The following is a 20,501-nucleotide window of genomic DNA, read 5'->3' on the forward strand; positions in this document are numbered from 1 at the left end:
ACTGCTCTGCGTCGCCGCACCCAGGCCGCCATCGTAGCTGGCCGCGAACGTGACCGGCACATCCGTGCCAAGGTCGAATGCCAGGCTGCCGCTGTCAGCGCCCAGGGTCGCATCCGCCGTTGTCGCCGTGCCGTCCTGGGCGGTTGGCTCAGAAGGCTCGGGCTCCGGCTCCGGCTCTGGCTCTGGCTCTGGCTCCGGCTCTGGCTCCGGCTCTGGCTCTGGCTCCGGCTCCGGCTCCGGCTCTGGCTCCGGCTCTGGCTCCGGCTCTGGCTCCGGCTCCGGCTCTGGCTCCGGCTCCGGCTCCGGCTCCGGCTCTGGCTCTGGCTCTGGCTCTGGCTCTGGCTCTGGCTCTGGCTCTGGCTCTGGCTCTGGCTCTGGCTCTGGCTCAGGCTCTGGCTCTGGCTCTGGCTCAGGCTCGGGCTCAGGCTGCGGCTCAGGTTCGGGTTCGGGCTGCGGTTCGGGCTGCGGTTCGGGCTGCGGTTCGGGCTGCGGTTCGGGCTGCGGTTCGGGCTGCGGTTCGGGCTGCGGTTCGGGTTCCGGCTCGGGTTCGGGCTGCGGTTCGGGCTGCGGCTCCGGTTCCGGCTGTGGTTCCGGCTGTGGTTCGGGCTGTGGCTCACCTGGACCGGTTACGACAACCGTGACAGTGGCGGTATCCTGATTGGTGCCGTCAGGTGTCGTCGCGGTATAGGTAAATGTCGTTTCCCCGACAAAACCTTCATCGGGAACAAAGGTAACCGTACCGTCGGGGTTGATGACCGCACTGCCATTTTCCGGCTGGGTCACTGCCGTGATAATGGCGCCCTCGGTAAATATGTCGTTGTCCTGAATACTGATCTGCACCGGCGTGTTCTGTTCCGTTGTCTCCTGGTCATCGATCGCGTCGACGGGCAGAATCTGCTCGGACTCCTCTACCTGCAGCATCGTCGCCGGATCAGTGAGCGCGGCCATGCCGGAAAATTCAGGGGTTTCCTCGACGATGCGCCCGAGACGGACAAAGCTGTGGCCGCTATTGTCCCCGCCTTCACCGCCAGCACCTGCCGCGGGAGCCTCCAGTTGCTCCAGAATGTCACCGTCGCCCTCAAGGGCGGCCAGGACTGCAGCAACCGTCTCGTCCTCCACCGCACTCTCGTCGGCAGCTGCCGCGCGCTCCGCGACAATATCCCGAGTCAGGGCCAGCTCCGGCACTTCGCTGACCACCAGCGGCGCGCCATCCACGAGTGCCAGCTCTACTACTCCACCATCGGGCGTTACCACGGTCTCGCCTTCAAGAAGCACATCGCCCGGTTTCAGTTCACGCAATTCGCCATCGGCTGAACGGGCAAAGGCCGTGCCGGTAATTGCCGTAACTGTTGCTATCGCTGTATCCGCCATCTCGGTCATTCCTGTATCGAATCCGCGGCAACGTCTGCCGCCTCACTGGGTATTGGAATTTTGATAGTAAACGACCGATAACTCGAGCACATTGTACTCAGGTACAGGATGAAGGCATGGTTCTGTGAGTCAGTTCACAGGGTGGGGCGATAGTATGCCTGCAGGCAGCAGGACCTGCACGGTGTCAAAGCCCGGTGGCGACGATGGGGAGAGGCAAGCGAGGGGCAGGCATTCCAGCTAGCGCAGCTCCTCGGTGTACGCCTTTTGTGCCTGGCCGCTCTTGAAGGTTTCTGCACGGGGATCTATGCACTCGATCAATACCCGGCCTGCCGGCACCGGCCACTTCGACTTTCCCTGTGCAATATCCTGCGCAGCTTCAAGGGTCGCTGCCTGAATGCCAATAAACCGGGTTACCGCGTCTGCGTCCTCGACCTGACAGACAAATTCACCCTGAGGCATCTTCGCCTGGGCAAAGACCCCGCCAGTGTATGAGATCAGCGCACATAGCGCCGCCGCCAAACCCTTTCGAGCAAACTTTGTCATGACTCTTCTCCCTGGTGAAATTCTGTCACCAACACTCCGTCGCTGTTGTTCCTGTTGCGGTTCGCGTACCGAACGAATCAAGCGTGAAGCTGGTACAGCGTGCATCATTTGCCTGCGGCGATCCTGCGCGCGGCGTTGCAGTCAGCTCAAAACAATTGCCGATTACCCCACCGCTACACGCCGCTGCGCCGATACTGTAGTGGCCTTCCTCTGTTATCCACGGATTGGCAGCATACCCAAGCTCTCTCATGTCGGTGGTATAGCGCCCCTGGTCCAGCATGAACTGCTGCTGCCTGTTCGAAGCATCCAGCAGTGAGGACATGGCATCACTGCGGCGCCCCTTCTGCAGGCTGCCCTGATAGGCGGGCAGCGCGACTGCCACCAGGATACTCACGATGACCACGACGATCATCACCTCGATCAGGGTGAAACCTGCATTGCGTCTGCCGGTCAAGAAACGCGCTGGCTGTCGAGGCGGATGGCGTGTGGCACCCATCAATACTCCTCCTGGAACCAGTGGTCACCGTAGGGGGCGCGGAGCGGTGTGCCAATGTCACATACCCCACCCTCGCAGTTATCCTCGCCATCGCCATCGGTATCACCCTTGGGTGTGCCCGGCGGTAACAGCAGGCGGATCTGGCCATCCTCGCCGAAATGCACCGACGGTGTATCGGGAATGATCGGGCCGAGAGGAATGACATTGCGATCCCCGGAAAAGAGATCCACCACATACAACCTGCCGGTGCCGGAAACCGGCTCGCAGACATTGATGTCGTCGAGGACATTGCTCGGCGTAAATGTTGTCAAGAACACCTTGCCGTTCAGTGTCAGTGACTTTGACAGGGACTTCTCACCCTCGTTGGACAGGTTCAGACGCCAGCCATTGGCCGACTTGAGCGACTCCAGGGCAGTCAGCCGCTCCTCCTCCGTGCCCGTCACCAGCCTGTTGTTGGTAATGTTGAACAGGCTGTTGTTGGTCAGCGGCAAACCGCACCTGAAATCCGATACGTCAGCATCGGCACAATCCGCCGAGCTGGGTCTCGTTGTATCGTAGATCCCCACGGCGAGATCGCGAATCATGTAGAAACGATTATTTACATCAATGGCGTTGGGATTGGTGCGGTCACCGGATCCGATGAGGACCGCATCAACAGGGCTGCCATTGAAGCGGATCCGCACGACATCGGGGGCGTTGAAGAAGCGCCGGTCTCCGGCCACACCTCCGCCGCCCAGCCGGGCCAGCTGGTTGATCTGCCACGTTGTCTGGCTGGACGTGGGCAGCGCGTCCCCGGGCAGATCAACACGCCAGATATTGCCTCCGGTATCCGCGAAATAAATACGGTCCGTCAGCTCGTCACCGTTGCTGTCCAGCACCGTGACCGGCGCTGCCACCGAGTGCCGCAGGCCGGATTCCGACAGGTTCTTCACGCTATTGGAAGCGGGAGTCACACTCCAGACCAGGGCACCCGTTTCCGCATCCACGATGAAGATACCGCGGCCACTGTCATCCGGGCTCGCTGGTCCCGAGGCATCCTTGTCAGTGTCATACCCGGCACCAAACACCAGCACGGGCTTTGGCACACCATCGTTGTCCTTGTAGCCGGGAATACGGGTGGCCACGGGCTCGGACCAGGTCTGGCCCAGTTCCGAGAACCCCGTGGTCGATGAACTGATCGACCACATGAAGGAGGGGCTCTCCGGATTCGATACGTCCAGCGCGTAGTAAGCCTGCCCGCCGCGGCGCATGCCGAAGTAGCCCCACACCTTGTCACCTGCTCCGGAGTCCAGCGTGCCGTCGCCATTCACATCGCGAGTGTAGGCCACGGGCGTCAGGTCCATGCCATAGATGTTTTGCGAGGATCGTGCGCTCTGGCTTCTGTCACGCAGGATCGGCGCCAGTTCTCTGGGGAAGAAAGCCCAGTCTTCCTGGCCATTGTCGTTGCCAAACATGTGGACAAAGCCGGCATTGGTGCCCACGAGCAAGCGGATATCAGGCTCTGCACTGGTAAATCCACCGCGTGCGCCGTAGTTCAGGACCAGCGGCTGGCTGTGCAAGATGTCGCCCATGACCCAGCTTCGCGTATCGCTGTTGTCACCGTCGCCATCGTTGTCATAGGCATCGAACCCACGCGCCCAATTGATCAGGCGCGTCAGGCCCACCGCTGACGGCACGCCAAACAGCGCGTGCAACTCCGTGTCGTTGGCCACACCCATGGCCGCTGCCGTGATGTTGTTGGGCAGGAACGGCTGCAGTGCGCCCCCGGTGCCGATATTGGTATAAATCGACCGCGATGCCGCATCGCGCGCAGCCAACAGGGCGCCGACACCACCCTTCTGGACATCACCGCCATCCTGGCTGGAGCCCCAGAATGTCACGGCGGTGTCCCTGATGAAGCCGGTGGTGGCATCAATGGCGGGGGAGCCATTGGCGTCAACAAGTACCGCTTCGCCATCATCAACCTGCAACTTCAACTTCTTGATATTGCCAGGCCAGTCGACACTTTCACCGGGCTTGAACATGGCGTAGAAGATTTCGTCACGGCTCTGGGTCCGGGTAAAGGTATCCACCGCAACCGCAGGAGACGTAAACGTCGTGTCTGTTGACAGAATACTGACAATCGCGCCCTGGAACGCCTCGGTCAGCTCCTTGGCATCATTTGCAGTGTAGTACTGCCCCTTGCCTTTTTCTGCCGCGTCGCGCAGCAGGTCCTGGTCCGTGGTAAACCCGATGGTGTAGGTAATGCCAAACTGGTTGCCATTGGTGGTGTCGTTGTCCAGATCGGTATTGGCCATGTACTCCGCCAGTTCCGGCAGACAATTCTTGGTGTTGTTGCCGTCGGCATCCTCATAGCGGTTGCAGGTCTTCCCGGTCAGGGTCTCGATACGCGAGGTGGCGTCGGTGTCCCGCTGCGGGAAACCATCCGTTACCAGAATCACATAGGTATAGGCGCAATCGGTCGCCGGCGAAATGTAGCTGCCATTGGACTCCGCCAGCGTATCCCGTTGATGCACATCGTAGACACCACGACTGTCGCTGCCAGTCCGGCGATTGTAGCCATAGAGCACGTCACCACCGGAAATGTACCGGTACGCCTCATACATCGACTCGCACAACGGCGTGCTGCCCGCGTGATCGATCTCGTTTACCAGGTCAACCAGGCTACTGCGCTGGGCCTCGGTCATGTTCTCGACAATGCGGCGAATGACGCGACCACCCTGATCGAAGTTGAACTCCATCAGTCCAAAATCAATGCCGGGATTGGTGTTGATGATGGTGGAGACAACCTCCTGGGCAATATCCAGCCGACTGCGCGGTTCCTCCAGGGTGTCATCGTAGTACCAGTCCAGGTAGTGTGCCGTGTAGAAGGTATAGGCTCCGTTGCCCCAGTTCATGGACGGATCGGGATTGGGGCCATACTCGCTGCCGGTCTGAACACCATCCTGGGGGTAGCCCGCACCAATGCCCGGACCGTTGTCGGCAATGCCATTCGCGACATCATTCAGGCACTCGACATGGGGAGGGTTGTTGACGTTGCCGCTCAGCGGCTGCCAATTCTCGGTGCTCAGGGACGTTGTCGGGGGAACCCATTCGGCATCGCCCACCCGGGTCCACTCCTGCCGAATAACGGTTTCAGTCGTGCAGTCGCCGGGGCGGACGATAAAGTACTCGTAATCGACCCAGCCAATGGCGCAGAAAAACCTAAAGCTTGGGCATGAGCGGAACTTTTCACCTGCCCAGTCATTATACTCGGCTTGAGATACTTGCTCCGTACCGGGATCCGTGCAGACTTCGATCTCCTCCTCCACGTCGACGAATTGGAAGCAGCCGCTCCCTTGCACCGTTTCACCATCGCCGCAGCGATAGAATCCCGCTGTCTCGACCAGCGTGGAATCGACCCAGCGCCTTGCCCGATCAGTTGTGAAGCGCCCGTCGAGTGCCAGGCTGTCATAGGAGGACGCACAGCGATTCTTGTCGGCCAAGAACCAGTTGGGATTGTTTTGTCCGCCGATACGCTTCGGTGGTACGTTGCCATCAGTGGACCAGTAGATCCGCTGCGACCAGTTGCCCGGACGTCCGCTTGAGACGAAGGAATGCTGGTAGTTCGTCGCCTCGGGGTCATAGGTCGGGCGCTGCTGGTCGACCATGAACGACATACTGCCCGAATCATCGAAAACCACCAGCACCTTGGGCCGTGAACCCGTATTGGCGCTGAATTCAGCCTTGTAGATTTCGGTGTCATCAGCTGCCGCAGGCAACGATCCGCCCGCCAGCAGCGTGATCGCCAGCGCAGCCTTCCATCCCAAGTTCCACACGCCCATTGCCGCTTTCATATATCCACCCCCTGTTCGCACAGGCTCAATCGATGCCTAACCGGCTTCACCAACCACTGTCTTGACCACACCCAACTCAATTCGAGAACGCGCCTTGCCCGCAACGTCGTGCTCTGACCTTACCCGATAGAAATCACAGTCAAAAATCCCGATACTGCTACCACCCTCTTCACCCGGCGGCCGCGGGCAGTCCCGCGAAAGGGCCACCACGGTGACGCGCACATCCACCGCACCAACACCATCGCGCAAGCTGCGCAGAGGATGCGTGGTGGTGGCGTTAAGACCGGCAAACGGGGTTGCATCGTCGACGCGCAAAAAAGGATCCTCTGCTGTACCGGCCAGCGCCAAAGCACCGTAAATACCCGCCTCAGCTGCCTGGAAGGACTCATAGTTGTCCTGCAGGTTCCCCGCCATTCGCAAACCAAGAGAACTGTTGGTGGCTGCCGTGATACTGACAATGGTCACCACCAGCAGGAACAGGAGGGAGACCACGAGCGCAACGCCACGCTGAAAACCGTGCCGGACCATCACAATCCTCCGCGAATCATCAGCTTGGGGTTACGCAGGGACACATTGGTTTGTACCAACTGTCGCCGCCAATTGCCGCCGGGCGCTACCGTGACTCCACCGACGTTGTAAGTCTTCTGATCTTGATAAGAAGGGTCCTCCGCGGGGGCACGGAGCAGCATCGAAACCTCGACTGCCTCTACGCTATCCCACATGGCAGGCGCCGAAGTCATTTGGGCGACATTCATGAAACGATCCACTTCCCCGTTGTTATTTGCATCCACACCAAAACGGAACCTGAGCGATTCAACGCCCGGCACCAGATCTTCAGTCGTCATGGCCATCGCCCCTGCCGTTGTATCCCAGGACAATACCCGCCGGCTCAGCGTCGGCGTGGCCAGATTGCGAATATAGTAAACCTGCAAGCGATAGGGCCAGGCGGCGGCGAGCGCAAACGTGTTGCCTGGCCTTACGTCAGGTGCTGTATCTGCCCCATCAAGCAGGAGCCCCCGCTCGCTGTTGGCAATAATGTAAGTCTCCTGCGCATCCAGCGCAGCCGGGAAGCTGATGACACCATCGACCGCGGCACTGGCATTGTCCGGATCGCGATCATAGAGCGGTCGAGGCAATACCTGTTTCACGACCAGCACCTCCCGCGGCATGCCACCGGCAGCCGGCAGTGCATCGGTGACACAGCCAAACGCCACCGCAGTAGTCGGCGCAACAGCGCGCAGGTAGCTGTCTACATTCAAGAAGGATGCGTCACCCGTGCAGTCACCCGTGACGGCACCGAGTGAGGCATCGGGCTCGATGTCCCGGGGATGGGCCCCACCAAAAAAACCCGCATGCCGCAGTGAATCACTCAGCACCTGCAACCCGAAACGGCTGTTCTCCGCCAGACTGGCTACCTGCTCCACCTCCGTGTAGGAGCGCTTGGTCGCCAGGTAGACCGTTACCGCCCCGGCAATCAGAATCAGCCCCAGGGTCATGGCGACCATGAACTCGATCAGCGAGAATCCGCGCTGGCGGCCGCCTTGTGTCGACCGCACGCTCACAGTTCTGCCTCGTCGATCACAAACGTACTCACTATCAGTTGCCGCCGAAATTCATCGTCACCCCCATCGGTGCCACCGCCGCAGATATCAACGTCCGCGGTCACCGCATCGTCGATTTCCCCGAGGCCGCGCCACTGGATGATCACGTCGACCACGCCCGTGCGGGTCATGCCAGTGTCCGCTGCAAACCGTACACAGGCGCGCGGCGCTATCAGGCCCGCGGTATTGCGCACGGTGGAGTCGGCATCAGTGACGGTGACCGTCGCCCCATCCAGGCTTTGTTCCCACAGCCAGAGGTCGTAGGCGGCGAGCTGCGCTGCCGTGCAGGATACCGCCGCGCAATCGGTCGCGGGAGCGCTCAGGGTTGCCCCGCCCAGAGAGGTGTCCATGCCACCGGCGCTGTAGGTCAGCACGCCACCCGGGTTGATCCGGATGCGCTCCACCAGATCGTTGGCCAGAATCACCGCCTTGGTGCGCTGGATACCCTGATGCTGGGCACTCTTGGCTATTCCCTGCAGGCTGACAATGCCGAGCAAGCCCACAGAGAGGATCACAAAGGTTACCAGCGCCTCGATCAGGGTGACCCCGGCCTCTCCGCGCCCGGAAAATCTAGCAAGAGACGTCATTGCCTGCCCCATCTTCCACTATGCCGTTGTCGTCCGAGTCCACGCTGGCGGACAACGAGCCCGCATTGCTGAGGATGAGCCCGCGCGCCTCGCTGGCACCGCGGTCATCGCAAAAAACGAAGGTGCCGGCGCTACCCAGCGCAGAACCCATGCTGTCATAGGCGACGAAGTTCCGGCTGAAGGTTACGGTGACCGAAGGATTGTTCTGCTGCTCCCAGTGCAGGCGACTTTGTCCGGGATTGCCTGCATCCACTGTTGCATCCTCGTCAACGCCGATCAGCGCCAGATAGCCGCTACTCCAATCAGTGCTCTTGCTGCACGCCGTACCATTGGCCGTGCCACACACCACCACCGCGGCGCGGCGCGCCAACGCTTCCGAGCGCGCCAGGTTCAGCGTGGCACGCACCCCGTAGGTGCTGGATACCAGGCGATTGTCGCGGATCAGGTCAGTAAACGCGGGGGCCGCGACCAGCAGAGATATGGCAAGCACCGCCAGCACCACCATCATCTCGATGAGGCTGAAACCCGCCGACTGGTCGAGAACCCGGGGCAAACCTGCGGACATCTCGCCAACGTTGCTACTTGTTCCCTCTACCCACACCCTCTGGCCCCTATCCGCACTTTTCACAGCATGTAGTATCGCCAGCAGCCTCAGCAATACCAGCCTGCAGCGACAAGCGGCACGAATCCGCGACCAATGGTTCAGGAAGTGGCGTTCGGGTCTGCGGCCCCGCGCATCGCCAGCGCCAACTGCACCCGGTCGCGCACCCCGAGCTTGGCAAAGATTGCCGTCAGGTGCGCCTTGACCGTGCGTCCGGTAATCCCCAGGGTATCGGCAATCTCGCTATTGCTGGCACCCAGGGCAACCTGCGCCGCCACTTCGCGCTCGCGCGCGGTCAGTTCCTCCAGCGCCGCTGCCGGCTGGATGGAGGGTGCAGGTGCCGTGCGCAGGGACAGGGCGAGCAGCCGCTGCAGCAGCCCCGGGGGCATCCACAGCCCGCCGTGGCCGACCACCAGCGCGATCTCGCGCAATTGCTCCGGTACCGCCTCGAGGTGGCAATAGCCGGCGGCACCGGCGTTCAGGGCCTCGAATGCCTGCGTCTCCGAGGGTGTCGCGGACATCACGACCACCCGGCTCCCGGCTGCCAGTGCCCTTGCCAGCGTATCTCGCACAGTATCGAGATTACCCGGGCAGGCCAGCCAAAGCAGGGTGTCCGCTGTGATCCGGGGCGCGAACTGCTCGCTCCAGGGCAGCGCCAGCGCCACTGCCTCGGGAAACGCCGCTTGCCAGCGCTGCCTCAGCATACCTTCCGGGTTTGCAAACACCTGTTTCATCAGCGCTCCGTCAGCGCGTACTGCTTGGCCCGCAGAACGGGCTTCATCAGGTACGCAAGAATCGTCTTTTTGCCGGTGAGAATGTCCACCTGCACCGTCATCCCGGGCATGATTGGCATGTCCTCGCCAAACCCGGCCTGTCTGGTGCGCACATGCACCTCATAGAACGGGTTGCCTTCATCATCCATGATGGTGTCTGCACCGATGTGCTCCACCACGCCCTCCAGGCCGCCGTAGACCACGAAGTCGTAGGCGGTGAGCTTGACCAGGGCTTCCTGGCCGGGGATCAGGAAGGCGATGTCCTTGGGCCGGATACGCACTTCCACCAGCAGGCTGTCGTCCAGGGGCACCACCTCGACAACCTCCTCGCCCGGAGTCACCACCCCGCCGATGGTATTGTGGTGGAGACGGTTGACGGTGCCCCTGACCGGGGACCTGACCTCAGTCTGCCGCACCCGGTCGCTGAGACCGAGACCGGCCTGCCGCAGACCGTTCATGCGGGCAATCGTGTCGGTCAGCTCTTCACGCACCTTGTTCTCGTACTCGACTTCCACCTCGCTAAGCCGGCGCTGGGCCTCCTGGATGGCAGAGGCGATACGCTTGATCTGGGCCTGGGACTGCTCGAATTCGCCGCTGAGCTGGTTGACCTCGCGTTCCAGGCGCAGGATCTCCACCTGGGATACCGCCCCGGAGGCCACCATCGGCCGGGTCACGCTCAGCTCCTGCCGGCTCAGGGCCAGGGAGCGGGACAGCTGACGGGAGCGAGCGTTCACTTCCGCCAGTTCCTGCTGCCGCTGCTCCAGCTGTTCCGCGGCGATCTGTCGCTGCAGGTCAAGCTGGGCCCGGCTGGATTCGTACAGGGCCCGCTCCTGTTCCACAATTTCGGGAACCTGCTGCAACCACTCGGGCACCACCACGAATTCGGTGCGCGCCAGGTTGGCACTGAGCCGCGCCGTGCGCACCGACAGGGCCTGGAACTCGGCCTGGTTCTCGCGCAGGTTGGACTCGGAGCGGGTCTGATCCAGCCGCACCAGCAGCTGCCCGGCCTCGACGATATCACCGGCGCGGACATGGATCTCGGTCACCACGCCGCCATCCTGGGACTGCATCACCTGGATCTGGCGCGAGGGAATAACCTTGCCTTCGCCACGGGTCACCTCGTCAATCTCGGCGAAGGCGGCCCACGCCACCAAGGCAACCACGATCAGGGCGACGATATAAAGCAGGGCCCGTGCGCGCAGGGGCTGCTGTTCGACGTAGGCGCGGTGGGCGTCCTGCTCCCAGTTGCGGGGGGCGTCGGCGGCATCCCTGAGCCAGGGAGCGAAAATGAAATCCGCCAGGTAGCGCTTCCGGGCCGCTTCCGGCAGCGGCTCGCCCGGCTGCAACGGCTGCTGTTCCCGGCTCATTTGGCAGCCCCTATCTTGCCCTGCTGCAGGGCCTGGATCACGCTGTCGCGGGGCCCGTCTGCGACCAGCCTGCCGTTGTCGATAACAATGATCCGGTCCACCATCTCCAGCAGCGAGTTGCGGTGGGTCACCACCACCCAGGTGCGGCCCTGAATGTACTCCATGAGCTGCTGCTTGACCGCGACTTCCGTGGAGTGGTCCATGGAGCCGGTGGGTTCATCCATCAACAGGATCGGCGGATCGTGGACCACGGCCCGGGCCAGGGCCACGCACTTGCGCTGGCCACCGGACAGGGAATCACCGCGCTCGCTGACCTGCATGTCGAAGCCCTTGGGATGGCGGTTGATGTAGTCTGACAGGTTGGCAATTGCCGCCGCCCGCACCAGCGCCGTGTCACTGACATTGGCGTGCGACAGGGTGATGTTGTCGCGCAGGCTGCCATAGAACAGGGTGACATCCTGGGGCACATAGCCTACCCGGGAGCGGAACTCGCCCGGATCCAGCTGGCGCAGATCAATGCCGTCAATCATGATGGACCCGGCGGTAGGCTGATAGAGCCCCATGGCCAGTTTCTGCAGGGTCGACTTGCCCGAGCCAACCCGTCCCAGGATGGCCACCCTCTCCCCGGGCTTGATCCGGAATGACACGTTGCTCAGGGACTCCATCTCCGCCCCGGGGTAGGCAAAGGACACCTGGCGGAACTCGATGTCGCCCTTGAACATCTCCCGGGACAGGAACTGGGCACCCTCAGCCCGCTCCATGGGCTTGGCCATGACTTCGTCCAGGGACTTGAGGGAAATCCGCGCATTGTGCCAGGAGGTGATCAACCCGGCCACCTGGCCAAAGGGCGCCATGGCCCGGCCACTGAGCATGCTGCAGGCAATCAGGCCGCCCATGCTGAGCTCGCCGGCAGTAATCAGGTAGACCCCGGTAATGATGACAAACATGATGACCATCTGGTTGGCCCACTGGGTCACATTGATGGTGGAATTGGAGACCAGCCGCAGCTGCACGCCGACATGGGCGAGGAAGGCCGTGGCTTCCTCCCACTTGCGCTGCATGCGGGACTCCGCGCCCATGGCCTTGATGGTATCCATACCGACCAGGCTCTCGATCAGGGTGGCGTTGCGCAGGGCACTGGCGCGGTAGGTAGTTTCGGAGAGCTCCCGCAACTTGCCCTGGGTCGCCAGGGCATAGCCCAGCACGATCAGCAGGCCGATGCCCAGTGGAATCAACATCGGCCAGGCAATCCAGGCGATTACCGCGAGAAAAATAAAGGCGAACGGCACGTCAATCAGAGTGGTAATGGAGGCCGAGGTAATGAAATCGCGCACGGTCTCGAAGGATCGCAGGTTGGCCGCGTAGGAGCCCACCGAGAGTGCGCGGTGCTCCAGCCGTGTACCCAGCACCCGCTCCATGATCTGCCCCGACAGGCGCATGTCGACCCGGCGACTGGCCAGATCCAGGAAATAACCGCGCATGCTGCGCAGGACGATATCCGCCAGGAGAATGATGATCACCCCCGCCGCCAACATCCACAGGGTTTCGACCGCGTAATTGGGCACCACCCGGTCGTACACATTCATGGTGAACAGGGGCAGCGCCAGGGCGAAGACATTGATAAAAAACGCCGCCAACAGCACATCCCGGTAGACCGGCATGTTGGCGCGGATCGCGTCCCAGAACCAGTGGCCGCGGCCCGAAGTACCGGTGCGGGGCGTGCGCTGGTCGAAACGGAACCGCGGACGACAGACGATGACCGAGCCGCTCTCCTGAGCGAGCAATTCCTCCGCGGGCACTTCCACCGCAGACTCGTTGAGGGACGGAAAGATGACCGTCGCCACGGCGCCATCATCGCTCCAGCCCATGAGCAGGCAGGCGCGGTCATTGTCGAGCAGGACCACTGCCGGCAGCAGCGCGGGCTCGACATCGCGGGCGCCGCGCGGCAGGACACGACTGACCAGGCCCACCCGGCTGGCGGCGCGTTCAAACAGGGCCGGAGTCAGGCGACCGTCTTCCAGCGGCAAGCCGCCAACCAGGGCTTCACCGGTGGAGGCATTGCCGTGGTAGCGGCACAGAGCCAGCAGGCTCTGCAGTAGCGTGTCGTCCGTACTGGCGGTCATGTCTGGCAGTTACCCCTGCTTGCCCGATCCTGGGCGAGTTGTCGAGAAACCTGGCTAAGATGCTGAAAATCGTGGAATTTCAGTACCAGCGGAGGATAAGCCCGAGAGCGGGTAATTGCCTAGTGACCCACTTCACAAAGCGGAAAAAATGTCGCCCCACCCGCATCTCGAGCTACGCAAAAAACCGGAAATGAGCCACACTCCAGTGGAGTGGCCCCATCAGCAGAGGAGGTACCCTCATGTCTGACAAAACAGCCCGATTTGAAGCCCGGGATCTGTCACCGCCTGTGAGCAAGGACCGCAAGGGCGAAAAGCACTATACCGGGCCGGAGCGGCGCCGGGGCAACCGCCGGGACGGCGAAGACCGCCGCGGGACTGTGCGCTTCGACATCAGTCAACCGGAGCGCCGCCAACAGGCCGGGCGCCGCGAGGGCGACAGGGCCCCGAAGTTCTGGTGAGACCAGGGGGCCGTCGGGCTCAGGACTGTTCTGCCGCGGCACGAGCGCGACCGAAGGCTTCCAGCGCGAAATCGACATCCGCGTCGCTCAGGGCCGCGGACATCTGGGTGCGGATACGCGCCTTGCCTTTGGGCACCACCGGGAAAGAGAAGGCCACCACGTAGACACCCTGCGCCAGCATCGCCTCCGCGAACCGCGCCGCCAGGGCCGCGTCGTGCAGCATTACCGGGACGATGGGGTGTTCGCCGGGCAGCAGCTCGAAACCCTGCGCTTCCAGCCCGGCCCGGAAACGCGCCGTGTTGTGCGTCAATCGTTGCCGCAGCCCCGGTTCGGCGCCGACCAGCTCCACCGCCTTGATTGCACCCGCCACCACCGGCGGCGCCACGGTGTTGGAGAACAGGTAGGGCCGTGAGCGCTGCCGCAACAGGTCCACAATCTCCTGCCGCGCCGCGGTGTAGCCGCCGCTGGCGCCGCCGAGCGCCTTGCCCAGGGTGCCGGTGATGATGTCAATCCGGTCCATGCAGCCCCGCAGTTCATGGGTGCCGCGGCCGCCAGCGCCAACGAAACCGGTCGCGTGGCAGTCATCGAAGTGGACCAGGGCATCGTAGCGCTGGGCCAGGTCGCAGATCTCGTCCAGGCGGGCGATGTAGCCATCCATGGAGAACACGCCATCGGTGGTGATCAGCTTGAAGCGGGCCCCGGCAGTATCGGCTGCCTGCAGCTGTGCTTCGAGATCGGCCATGTCGCTGTTGCGATAGCGGAAACGCTTCGCCTTGCTCAGGCGGATACCGTCGATGATGCTGGCATGGTTGAGTTCATCGGAAATGACCGCGTCCTCCTCCCCCAGCAGGGTTTCGAACAGACCGCCATTGGCGTCGAAGCAGGAGGGATAGAGAATCGTGTCCTCGGTACCGAGAAACGCCGACAGGCTTGATTCCAGCTCCTTGTGCAGGGTCTGGGTGCCGCAGATAAAGCGCACCGAGGCCATGCCGTAGCCCCAGTCGTGCAGGCCCGCCGCGGCGGCGGCGTTGACCTCCGGGTGCTGGGCCAGACCGAGGTAGTTGTTGGCACAGAGGTTCAGCACCTCCCGCTCCCGCACGCCGACATGGGCACCCTGGGGCGTGGTGATCAGACGCTCGTGCTTGTACAGCCCGGCGGCTTCAATCTCCGCCAGCTGGCCCGCCAGATGCTCCTGGAACCGTTCATACATGCGCTTTCCCCCGCTGCAGGACATGTGCTGCATAGAGCATGGCAGACAACAGCAATACCGCGCCACCCTGGTGCGCCGCCGCCAGGCCCACCGGCACATGCTGCAGCAGAGTGCTGATGCCGAGAATGACCTGGAGCCACAGTGCCAGCAGCAACAGCACGGTCGCCACCCGGGCGCGCTGTGCCAGGCCCGAGCCCCAGAGTTTCCAGGCGAAGACATGCACCAGGCCGAACAGGACGTAGGCGAAGATGCGATGATTGAACTGGATCGCGGTGATGTCCTCGAAGGCATCCAGCCACGCCGGGTCACCCGAGTATAGCCCGGGCGGAATGAAACTGGTCCCCATCAGCGGCCAGGTACTGTAGGCAAAGCCCGCCTTGGTACCGGCGACCAGGCCGCCGGAGAGAATCATCAGGAACACCAGCCCGACCAGTACCAGGCCCCAGGGCGCCAGCGGGTGTGGGGTGCGGCCCCACGGATGCCGACCTGTGAACAGGTCGAAAATCAGCCACAACATCCAGGCATAGATAATCACCGCCAGCCCGAGGTGTGCGGTCAGGCGATACTGACTGACGTGCGGCACGTCGACCAGCCCGCTTTTCACCATGTACCAGCCGAGCAGGCCCTGGCAGCCACCGAGGATGAACAGGCCCCAGAGCTTGGGCATCATCCCCGCCCGCACCCGCCCGCGCAGCGCGAAATAGACCATGGGGACAAAGAACAGCACCCCGATCAGGCGCCCCAGCACCCGGTGCAGGTACTCGTACATGAAGATCACCTTGAAGGCGTCCATGGACATGCCGCGATTGATCTGCAGGTACTCGGGGGACTGACGATACTTGTCCAGCGCTTCTTGCCAGGCGGCGTCGGACAGGGGCGGAATCACCCCCATGATGGGCTTCCATTCAGTGATGGAGAGCCCGGAATTGGTCAGGCGGGTGACGCCGCCCAGCAGGATCATGCCAAAGATCACCACCGCGCAGAGAATCAGCCAGGTGGCTATCTGGCGGTCATAATCGGTTTGTCGGGAAAATACCATCGCGTCGCCTCGGTCCTCAGTATCCGGAGGGCGGCAATGATAACCGAAATGGCGGCTAGAACGTCATTTCCGGCACCGTCTCGGGCACCACGAGTTCGCCCGCGGTCAGGCGCACGATGTCGTCCACGCTCACGCCCGGTGCACGTTCCCGCAACCAGAACTTGCCGTCGGCAATCTCCAGGTAAGCGAGGTCGGTCACCACCCGCTTGATACAACCCGCGCCGGTCAGCGGCAGAGTGCACTGCGGCAGCAGCTTGGACTCGCCGTCCTTGGACGCGTGGGTCATGAGGACGATGATATTGTCGGCGCCAGCCACCAGGTCCATGGCGCCACCCATGCCCTTGATCAGCTTGCCGGGAATCATGTAAGAGGCGATATTGCCCGCGACGTCCACCTCGAAGGCACCCAGCACCGTGAGATCCACGTGCCCGCCGCGGATCATCGCAAAAGACTCCGCGGAAGAGAAAATGGAGGCGCCCGTGGCTGCGGTGACCGTCTGCTTGCCGGCGTTGATCATGTCCGGGTCCAGCTGCGCTTCGGTGGGGAACGGCCCCATGCCCAGCAGCCCGTTCTCGGACTGCAGCATCACCTCGATGCCCTCGGGAGCGTAATTGGCCACCAGGGTGGGGATGCCGATGCCCAGGTTGACATAGAAGCCGTCTTGCAGCTCCTGGGCGACGCGCTGTGCCATTTGTTCGCGGGATAATGCCATAGCTGTGTGCTCCCTCAGCCTGCGCGCACGGTGCGCTGCTCAATGCGTTTCTCGAAAGTGCCCTGGATCAGGCGGTCGACGTAGATACCGGGGGTATGAATCTGACTCGGCTCCAGTTCGCCAGGCTCCACCAGTTCCTCTACTTCAGCGACGGTGATGCGGCCGGCCGTGGCAGCTTCCGGGTTGAAATTCATTGCGGTATGACGGTAGACAAGGTTGCCATAGCGGTCGCCCTTCCAGGCCTTGACGATGGCGAAGTCACCGACGATGGCTTCCTCCAGAATGTAGTGGCGGCCATTGAACTCCCGCACCTCCTTGCCCTCGCCCACCGGGGTGCCGTAGCCGGTGGCGGTGTAGAAGGCCGGAATGCCGGCACCGCCCGCGCGCATTTTTTCCGCCAGGGTACCCTGGGGCGTCAGCTCCACCTCCAGCTCGCCCGCCAGCAGCTGCTCCATGAACAGCTTGTTCTCGCCTACATAGGACGACACCATCTTGCGAATCTGCCGGTCTTCCAGCAGGATTCCCAGGCCAAAGCCGTCGACACCACAGTTGTTGGAGTAGAAGGTCAGGTCGCGGGTGCCCTTGCGCTTGATCTCGGCGATGAGGTTCTCGGGAATACCGCAGAGCCCGAATCCACCCGCTATCACCGTCATCCCGTCTTCCAGGCCCGCCATCGCCTCGGCATAGCTGCCCACCACCTTGTCGAATCCGGCCATCGTGATTGCTCTCCTGTTGACTGCCAGCGCCCCGCAGCCACTGCGGTCGGCGACACAGTTGACAGCTTCCTACAGGCGCTTATATTTATCAAATATAATTAATTTACGAATTGTTCCATTTATTTAATTAATAGCTTTCGAGAAATGGCATGGACATCACCATCAAGCAGCTTCGGGCCTTTGTCGCCGTCGCCCGCAGTCGCAGCTTCGCCGAGGCCTGCGGCCTGTTGAACCTGTCCCAGCCCGCACTGAGCGTCACTATCCGCAACCTGGAACAGGCAGTGGGCGGCCGCCTGCTGGCCCGCACCACCCGCACCCTGGCACTGACCCCCGAGGGCAGCCAGTTCCTGCCCGTGGCCCAGCGCCTGCTGGCGGACTGGAGTGCTGCTGTCGACGACCTGCACGACACCTTCGCCCTGAGACGCGGCAGGCTCGCGGTTGCCGCCATGCCCTCCTTCGCCAGCACCGAACTGCCGGCGCTGCTGCAACAGTTTCGGCAACTGCACCCGGAGATCAACATAACGGTGCACGACGTCATCGCCGAGGATGTCATTGCCATGGTCCGCAGCGGCCGGGTGGAAACCGGCATCGCCTTCGACCCCGGCGCCGCCGAGGATCTCCAGTTCAGCCCGCTGTTCAGCGATCGCTTCGTGGCGGCACTGCCCACGGGGCATCCGTTGCTGGCACAGCGGCAATTGCACTGGAGCGCTCTCGGCGAGGAACCCTTTATCGCGCTGCAGCACCCCTCCAGCATCCGCTCACTGCTGGAGCAATCACTGGCGGCCAGCGGCGTGACCCTGCGGATAGAGGTGGAGACCAACCACCTGGTCACCATCGGCCGCATGGTGGCGGCCGGCCTTGGTGTCAGCGCGGTACCCACGCTGTGCAGGCAACAGCTGCGTGAACTGGGTGTGCGCTCCCGCCCCCTGCTGGCACCGGTCATCGAACGCCGGGTGGGGATCGTGACCCGCCGCCGCTATCCATTGTCAGGGCCCGCCGAAGCCCTGGTCGACATTCTCCGCGCGCACTACCAGGATGCGAGGCCCGAGGTGACGTAGGGTAGACAGAGACCGTCTCCCGGACCGCGAAGTTTGCTACAATGCGCGCCCTTGGCTACCACCACCCCACTACTGAAGTCATACCATGCCCCTGCTCCGCCTCGAATCCCTGCAACTGCACTACGGCACCCAGGTGCTGCTCGACCATGTAGACCTGACCATCCGTCGCGGCGAGCGCTGGGGCCTGCTGGGCCGCAACGGTACCGGCAAGACCACTCTGCTGCGCATCCTCGCCGGGGAACAGCAACCAGACGCGGGCGAGCGCTGGCTGCGGCCCGGTGTGCGCATCGCGCGCCTGCTGCAGACCCTGCCCGACGCCGATGACAGCAGCGTTTACGACGTGGTCGCCGAGGGGCTGGCGGAGGCCGGCAAGCTGCTGGCGGAATACCATCACCTGCTGCAGGATGCCGACATCGACTTCGACCGCCTGGCGCGGGTGCAGCAGCAACTGGAGGCCGCCGATGGCTGGGCCCTGCAGCAGCGGGTTGAAACCACGATCACCCAGCTGCAGTTGCCCCAGGACGCGAAAATGGGCGAGCTTTCCGGCGGCTGGCGCCGGCGCGTGGCCCTGGCCCAGGCCCTGGTCGCGGACCCGGATATCCTGCTGCTGGACGAGCCCACCAACCACCTGGACATTCCCGCGATCCAGTGGCTGGAAACCCAGCTGCAGCAGTTCCGCGGTGCGATCGTGCTGATCACCCACGACCGCCGCTTCCTGCAGAACGTCGCCACCAGTATCGCCGAGCTGGACCGGGGCCATCTCACCACCTGGCATGGCAGCTATCAGGGCTTCCTCAATCACCGCGAGCAGGAGCTGGAGGCCGAGGAACGCGCCAACGCCCTGTTCGACAAGAAGCTGGCCCAGGAAGAAGTGTGGATACGCCAGGGTATCAAGGCCCGCCGTACCCGCAACGAGGGTCGCGTGCGGGACCTGGAGGCCATGCGCCGGGAGCGCCAGCAGCGGCGGGAAAAGGTCGGCAGCGCCAACTTCAATATCGAGGAAGCCAGCCGCTCGGGCAAGATCGTCGCGGAGCTGGAACATGTGAGCAAGGCCTTTGAGGGCCGGGATGTGATTCGCGATTTCTCGACCATCATTCAGCGCGGCGACCGGGTGGGTATTGTCGGCGCCAACGGGGCCGGCAAATCCACCCTGGTGAAGTTGATCCTGGGCCAGCTGGCCCCGGACAGCGGTACGATAAAACTCGGCACCAAGCTGGAGATCGCCTACTCGGACCAGCTGCGCGGCAAGCTGGAGCCGGAGCAGAACCTGATCGACAACATCTGTGGCGGCCAGGATTTCATCGAAATCAACGGCAAGCGCCGTCACGCCATCTCCTATCTGGGTGACTTCCTGTTCAGTCCGGAGCGGGTGCGCACACCGGTCAAGGCGCTGTCCGGCGGCGAACAGAACCGCGCCATTCTCGCGCGCCTGTTCAGCAAGCCCGCCAACCTGCTGGTGCTGGACGAGCCCACCAACGACCTGGACGTGGAGACCCTGGAACTGCTGGAAGACATCCTGCTGTCCTTTGACGGCACGGTGATCCTGGTCAGCCACGATCGCGACTTCATGGACCACGTAGTGACCCAGTTGCTGATCCTGCGCGGCGACGGCACGGTAGAAGAACAGGCCGGCGGCTACAGCGACTGGGAAGCCCGCGGCGGCCGGCTCACCGACCCCGCCGGTCGCGGCCAGCAGATGCCCGCCAGCAAGCCCGAACCGGCACCCACGGCGGTCTCACCGACAACCCCGGCCGCACCCGCCCGGCGCAAGCTGTCCTACAAGGAGCAGCGCGAACTGGAGGCCCTGCCGGGCAAGATCGAGGAGCTGGAACAGCAGCAGGCCGCGTACCAGGCGCAAGCCGCCGACCCGGCCTTCTACCAGCAGGGCCGGGATACCATGGACAAGGTGCTGGCGGAGCTGGCCGCCGTGGAGGAAGCCCTGGAAGCCGCCATTGAGCGCTGGACCGAGCTGGAGGGCTGACCTGGGCAGCTTGACCACTGCTGCAGGAA

At 63.0% G+C, this 20,501-nt stretch carries 18 protein-coding genes; 3 read left to right on the forward strand and 15 right to left on the reverse strand.

Translation table 11 applies throughout. The features are described from left to right. The 11 genes from RLO07_RS05985 to RLO07_RS06035 form a co-directional block, all read right to left on the reverse strand. Nucleotides 1–1,371, reverse strand: a 1,371-nt coding sequence (locus RLO07_RS05985) for a retention module-containing protein (protein ID WP_462291223.1), incomplete at its 3' end; no start/stop codon positions are given. A gap of 237 nt (nucleotides 1,372–1,608) precedes the next feature. After that, entirely contained in the window at nucleotides 1,609–1,914 is a 306-nt protein-coding gene (locus RLO07_RS05990) for a hypothetical protein (RefSeq protein WP_462291224.1), read from the reverse strand. A 25-nt stretch (nucleotides 1,915–1,939) separates the two neighbouring features. Continuing rightward, nucleotides 1,940–2,410, reverse strand: a complete 471-nt coding sequence (locus tag RLO07_RS05995; protein ID WP_462291225.1) for a type IV pilin protein — start codon at nucleotides 2,408–2,410, stop codon at nucleotides 1,940–1,942. Then, a complete protein-coding gene (locus RLO07_RS06000; RefSeq protein WP_462291226.1) occupies nucleotides 2,410–6,246 on the reverse strand; it encodes a pilus assembly protein in 3,837 nt (1,278 codons plus the stop codon). Before RLO07_RS06000 ends, RLO07_RS05995 begins: the two co-directional genes overlap by 1 nt. Before the next feature lie 36 nt (nucleotides 6,247–6,282). Then, nucleotides 6,283–6,774 carry a PilX N-terminal domain-containing pilus assembly protein gene (locus tag RLO07_RS06005; protein ID WP_462291227.1) on the reverse strand — a complete coding sequence of 164 codons (492 nt, stop codon included), beginning with the start codon at nucleotides 6,772–6,774 and terminating at the stop codon, nucleotides 6,283–6,285. Further along, nucleotides 6,774–7,802, reverse strand: coding sequence for a PilW family protein (locus tag RLO07_RS06010; protein WP_462291228.1), 1,029 nt, complete (start codon nucleotides 7,800–7,802; stop codon nucleotides 6,774–6,776). Before RLO07_RS06010 ends, RLO07_RS06005 begins: the two co-directional genes overlap by 1 nt. 2 nt (nucleotides 7,803–7,804) lie before the next feature. Beyond that, on the reverse strand, nucleotides 7,805–8,434 hold the full coding sequence (pilV, locus tag RLO07_RS06015; protein WP_462291229.1) for a type IV pilus modification protein PilV: 630 nt from the start codon (nucleotides 8,432–8,434) through the stop codon (nucleotides 7,805–7,807). Further along, nucleotides 8,418–8,999: a GspH/FimT family pseudopilin gene (locus tag RLO07_RS06020; protein ID WP_462291230.1), complete on the reverse strand. Its 582-nt coding sequence runs from the start codon at nucleotides 8,997–8,999 to the stop codon at nucleotides 8,418–8,420. The genes pilV and RLO07_RS06020 overlap by 17 nt, the downstream gene beginning before the upstream one ends. A gap of 137 nt (nucleotides 9,000–9,136) precedes the next feature. Continuing rightward, on the reverse strand, nucleotides 9,137–9,769 hold the full coding sequence (locus RLO07_RS06025; RefSeq protein WP_462291231.1) for a response regulator transcription factor: 633 nt from the start codon (nucleotides 9,767–9,769) through the stop codon (nucleotides 9,137–9,139). Further along, a complete protein-coding gene (locus RLO07_RS06030) occupies nucleotides 9,769–11,175 on the reverse strand; it encodes an HlyD family type I secretion periplasmic adaptor subunit (RefSeq protein ID WP_462291232.1) in 1,407 nt (468 codons plus the stop codon). The genes RLO07_RS06025 and RLO07_RS06030 overlap by 1 nt, the downstream gene beginning before the upstream one ends. Continuing rightward, on the reverse strand, nucleotides 11,172–13,298 hold the full coding sequence (locus tag RLO07_RS06035) for a type I secretion system permease/ATPase (RefSeq protein ID WP_462291233.1): 2,127 nt from the start codon (nucleotides 13,296–13,298) through the stop codon (nucleotides 11,172–11,174). The genes RLO07_RS06030 and RLO07_RS06035 overlap by 4 nt, the downstream gene beginning before the upstream one ends. A 239-nt stretch (nucleotides 13,299–13,537) precedes the next feature. On the opposite strand from RLO07_RS06035, the gene RLO07_RS06040 reads away from it, so the two are divergent. Continuing rightward, the gene (locus RLO07_RS06040) at nucleotides 13,538–13,756 is read left to right on the forward strand and encodes a hypothetical protein (protein WP_462291234.1); all 219 of its coding nucleotides are present in this window, start codon (nucleotides 13,538–13,540) and stop codon (nucleotides 13,754–13,756) included. 19 nt (nucleotides 13,757–13,775) lie between these two features. Here the strand turns inward: RLO07_RS06040 and RLO07_RS06045 are convergent, their stop codons facing one another. Genes RLO07_RS06045 through RLO07_RS06060 form a run of 4 tightly spaced genes read right to left on the reverse strand, consistent with a single transcriptional unit; the run spans nucleotide 13,776 to nucleotide 17,433 of the window. After that, nucleotides 13,776–14,966, reverse strand: coding sequence for a glycine C-acetyltransferase (locus tag RLO07_RS06045; RefSeq protein WP_462291235.1), 1,191 nt, complete (start codon nucleotides 14,964–14,966; stop codon nucleotides 13,776–13,778). Beyond that, nucleotides 14,959–16,005: a COX15/CtaA family protein gene (locus RLO07_RS06050; RefSeq protein ID WP_462291236.1), complete on the reverse strand. Its 1,047-nt coding sequence runs from the start codon at nucleotides 16,003–16,005 to the stop codon at nucleotides 14,959–14,961. The genes RLO07_RS06045 and RLO07_RS06050 overlap by 8 nt, the downstream gene beginning before the upstream one ends. Nucleotides 16,006–16,060: 55 nt before the next feature. Beyond that, nucleotides 16,061–16,717, reverse strand: a complete 657-nt coding sequence (locus tag RLO07_RS06055) for a CoA transferase subunit B (protein ID WP_462291237.1) — start codon at nucleotides 16,715–16,717, stop codon at nucleotides 16,061–16,063. Between the two features lie 14 nt (nucleotides 16,718–16,731). Further along, nucleotides 16,732–17,433, reverse strand: a complete 702-nt coding sequence (locus RLO07_RS06060; RefSeq protein WP_462291238.1) for a CoA transferase subunit A — start codon at nucleotides 17,431–17,433, stop codon at nucleotides 16,732–16,734. Between the two features lie 149 nt (nucleotides 17,434–17,582). On the opposite strand from RLO07_RS06060, the gene RLO07_RS06065 reads away from it, so the two are divergent. Beyond that, a complete protein-coding gene (locus RLO07_RS06065) occupies nucleotides 17,583–18,491 on the forward strand; it encodes a LysR substrate-binding domain-containing protein (protein ID WP_462291239.1) in 909 nt (302 codons plus the stop codon). An 85-nt stretch (nucleotides 18,492–18,576) separates the two neighbouring features. Continuing rightward, on the forward strand, nucleotides 18,577–20,472 hold the full coding sequence (locus tag RLO07_RS06070) for an ATP-binding cassette domain-containing protein (RefSeq protein WP_462291240.1): 1,896 nt from the start codon (nucleotides 18,577–18,579) through the stop codon (nucleotides 20,470–20,472). Nucleotides 20,473–20,501 lie beyond the last annotated feature (29 nt).

Source organism: Haliea sp. (genome assembly GCF_040221975.1).
Lineage (GTDB): Bacteria > Pseudomonadota > Gammaproteobacteria > Pseudomonadales > Halieaceae > Haliea.

Coding starts and splice junctions, on each gene's coding strand:
- RLO07_RS05990 (WP_462291224.1), bottom strand. CDS start 1,914: ATGACAAAGTTTGCTCGAAAGGGTTTGGCGGCGGCGCTATGTGCGCTG.
- RLO07_RS05995 (WP_462291225.1), bottom strand. CDS start 2,410: ATGGGTGCCACACGCCATCCGCCTCGACAGCCAGCGCGTTTCTTGACC.
- RLO07_RS06000 (WP_462291226.1), bottom strand. CDS start 6,246: ATGAAAGCGGCAATGGGCGTGTGGAACTTGGGATGGAAGGCTGCGCTG.
- RLO07_RS06005 (WP_462291227.1), bottom strand. CDS start 6,774: ATGGTCCGGCACGGTTTTCAGCGTGGCGTTGCGCTCGTGGTCTCCCTC.
- pilV (WP_462291229.1), bottom strand. CDS start 8,434: ATGACGTCTCTTGCTAGATTTTCCGGGCGCGGAGAGGCCGGGGTCACC.
- RLO07_RS06020 (WP_462291230.1), bottom strand. CDS start 8,999: ATGTCCGCAGGTTTGCCCCGGGTTCTCGACCAGTCGGCGGGTTTCAGC.
- RLO07_RS06025 (WP_462291231.1), bottom strand. CDS start 9,769: ATGAAACAGGTGTTTGCAAACCCGGAAGGTATGCTGAGGCAGCGCTGG.
- RLO07_RS06030 (WP_462291232.1), bottom strand. CDS start 11,175: ATGAGCCGGGAACAGCAGCCGTTGCAGCCGGGCGAGCCGCTGCCGGAA.
- RLO07_RS06035 (WP_462291233.1), bottom strand. CDS start 13,298: ATGACCGCCAGTACGGACGACACGCTACTGCAGAGCCTGCTGGCTCTG.
- RLO07_RS06040 (WP_462291234.1), top strand. CDS start 13,538: ATGTCTGACAAAACAGCCCGATTTGAAGCCCGGGATCTGTCACCGCCT.
- RLO07_RS06045 (WP_462291235.1), bottom strand. CDS start 14,966: ATGTATGAACGGTTCCAGGAGCATCTGGCGGGCCAGCTGGCGGAGATT.
- RLO07_RS06050 (WP_462291236.1), bottom strand. CDS start 16,005: ATGGTATTTTCCCGACAAACCGATTATGACCGCCAGATAGCCACCTGG.
- RLO07_RS06055 (WP_462291237.1), bottom strand. CDS start 16,717: ATGGCATTATCCCGCGAACAAATGGCACAGCGCGTCGCCCAGGAGCTG.
- RLO07_RS06060 (WP_462291238.1), bottom strand. CDS start 17,433: ATGGCCGGATTCGACAAGGTGGTGGGCAGCTATGCCGAGGCGATGGCG.
- RLO07_RS06065 (WP_462291239.1), top strand. CDS start 17,583: ATGGACATCACCATCAAGCAGCTTCGGGCCTTTGTCGCCGTCGCCCGC.
- RLO07_RS06070 (WP_462291240.1), top strand. CDS start 18,577: ATGCCCCTGCTCCGCCTCGAATCCCTGCAACTGCACTACGGCACCCAG.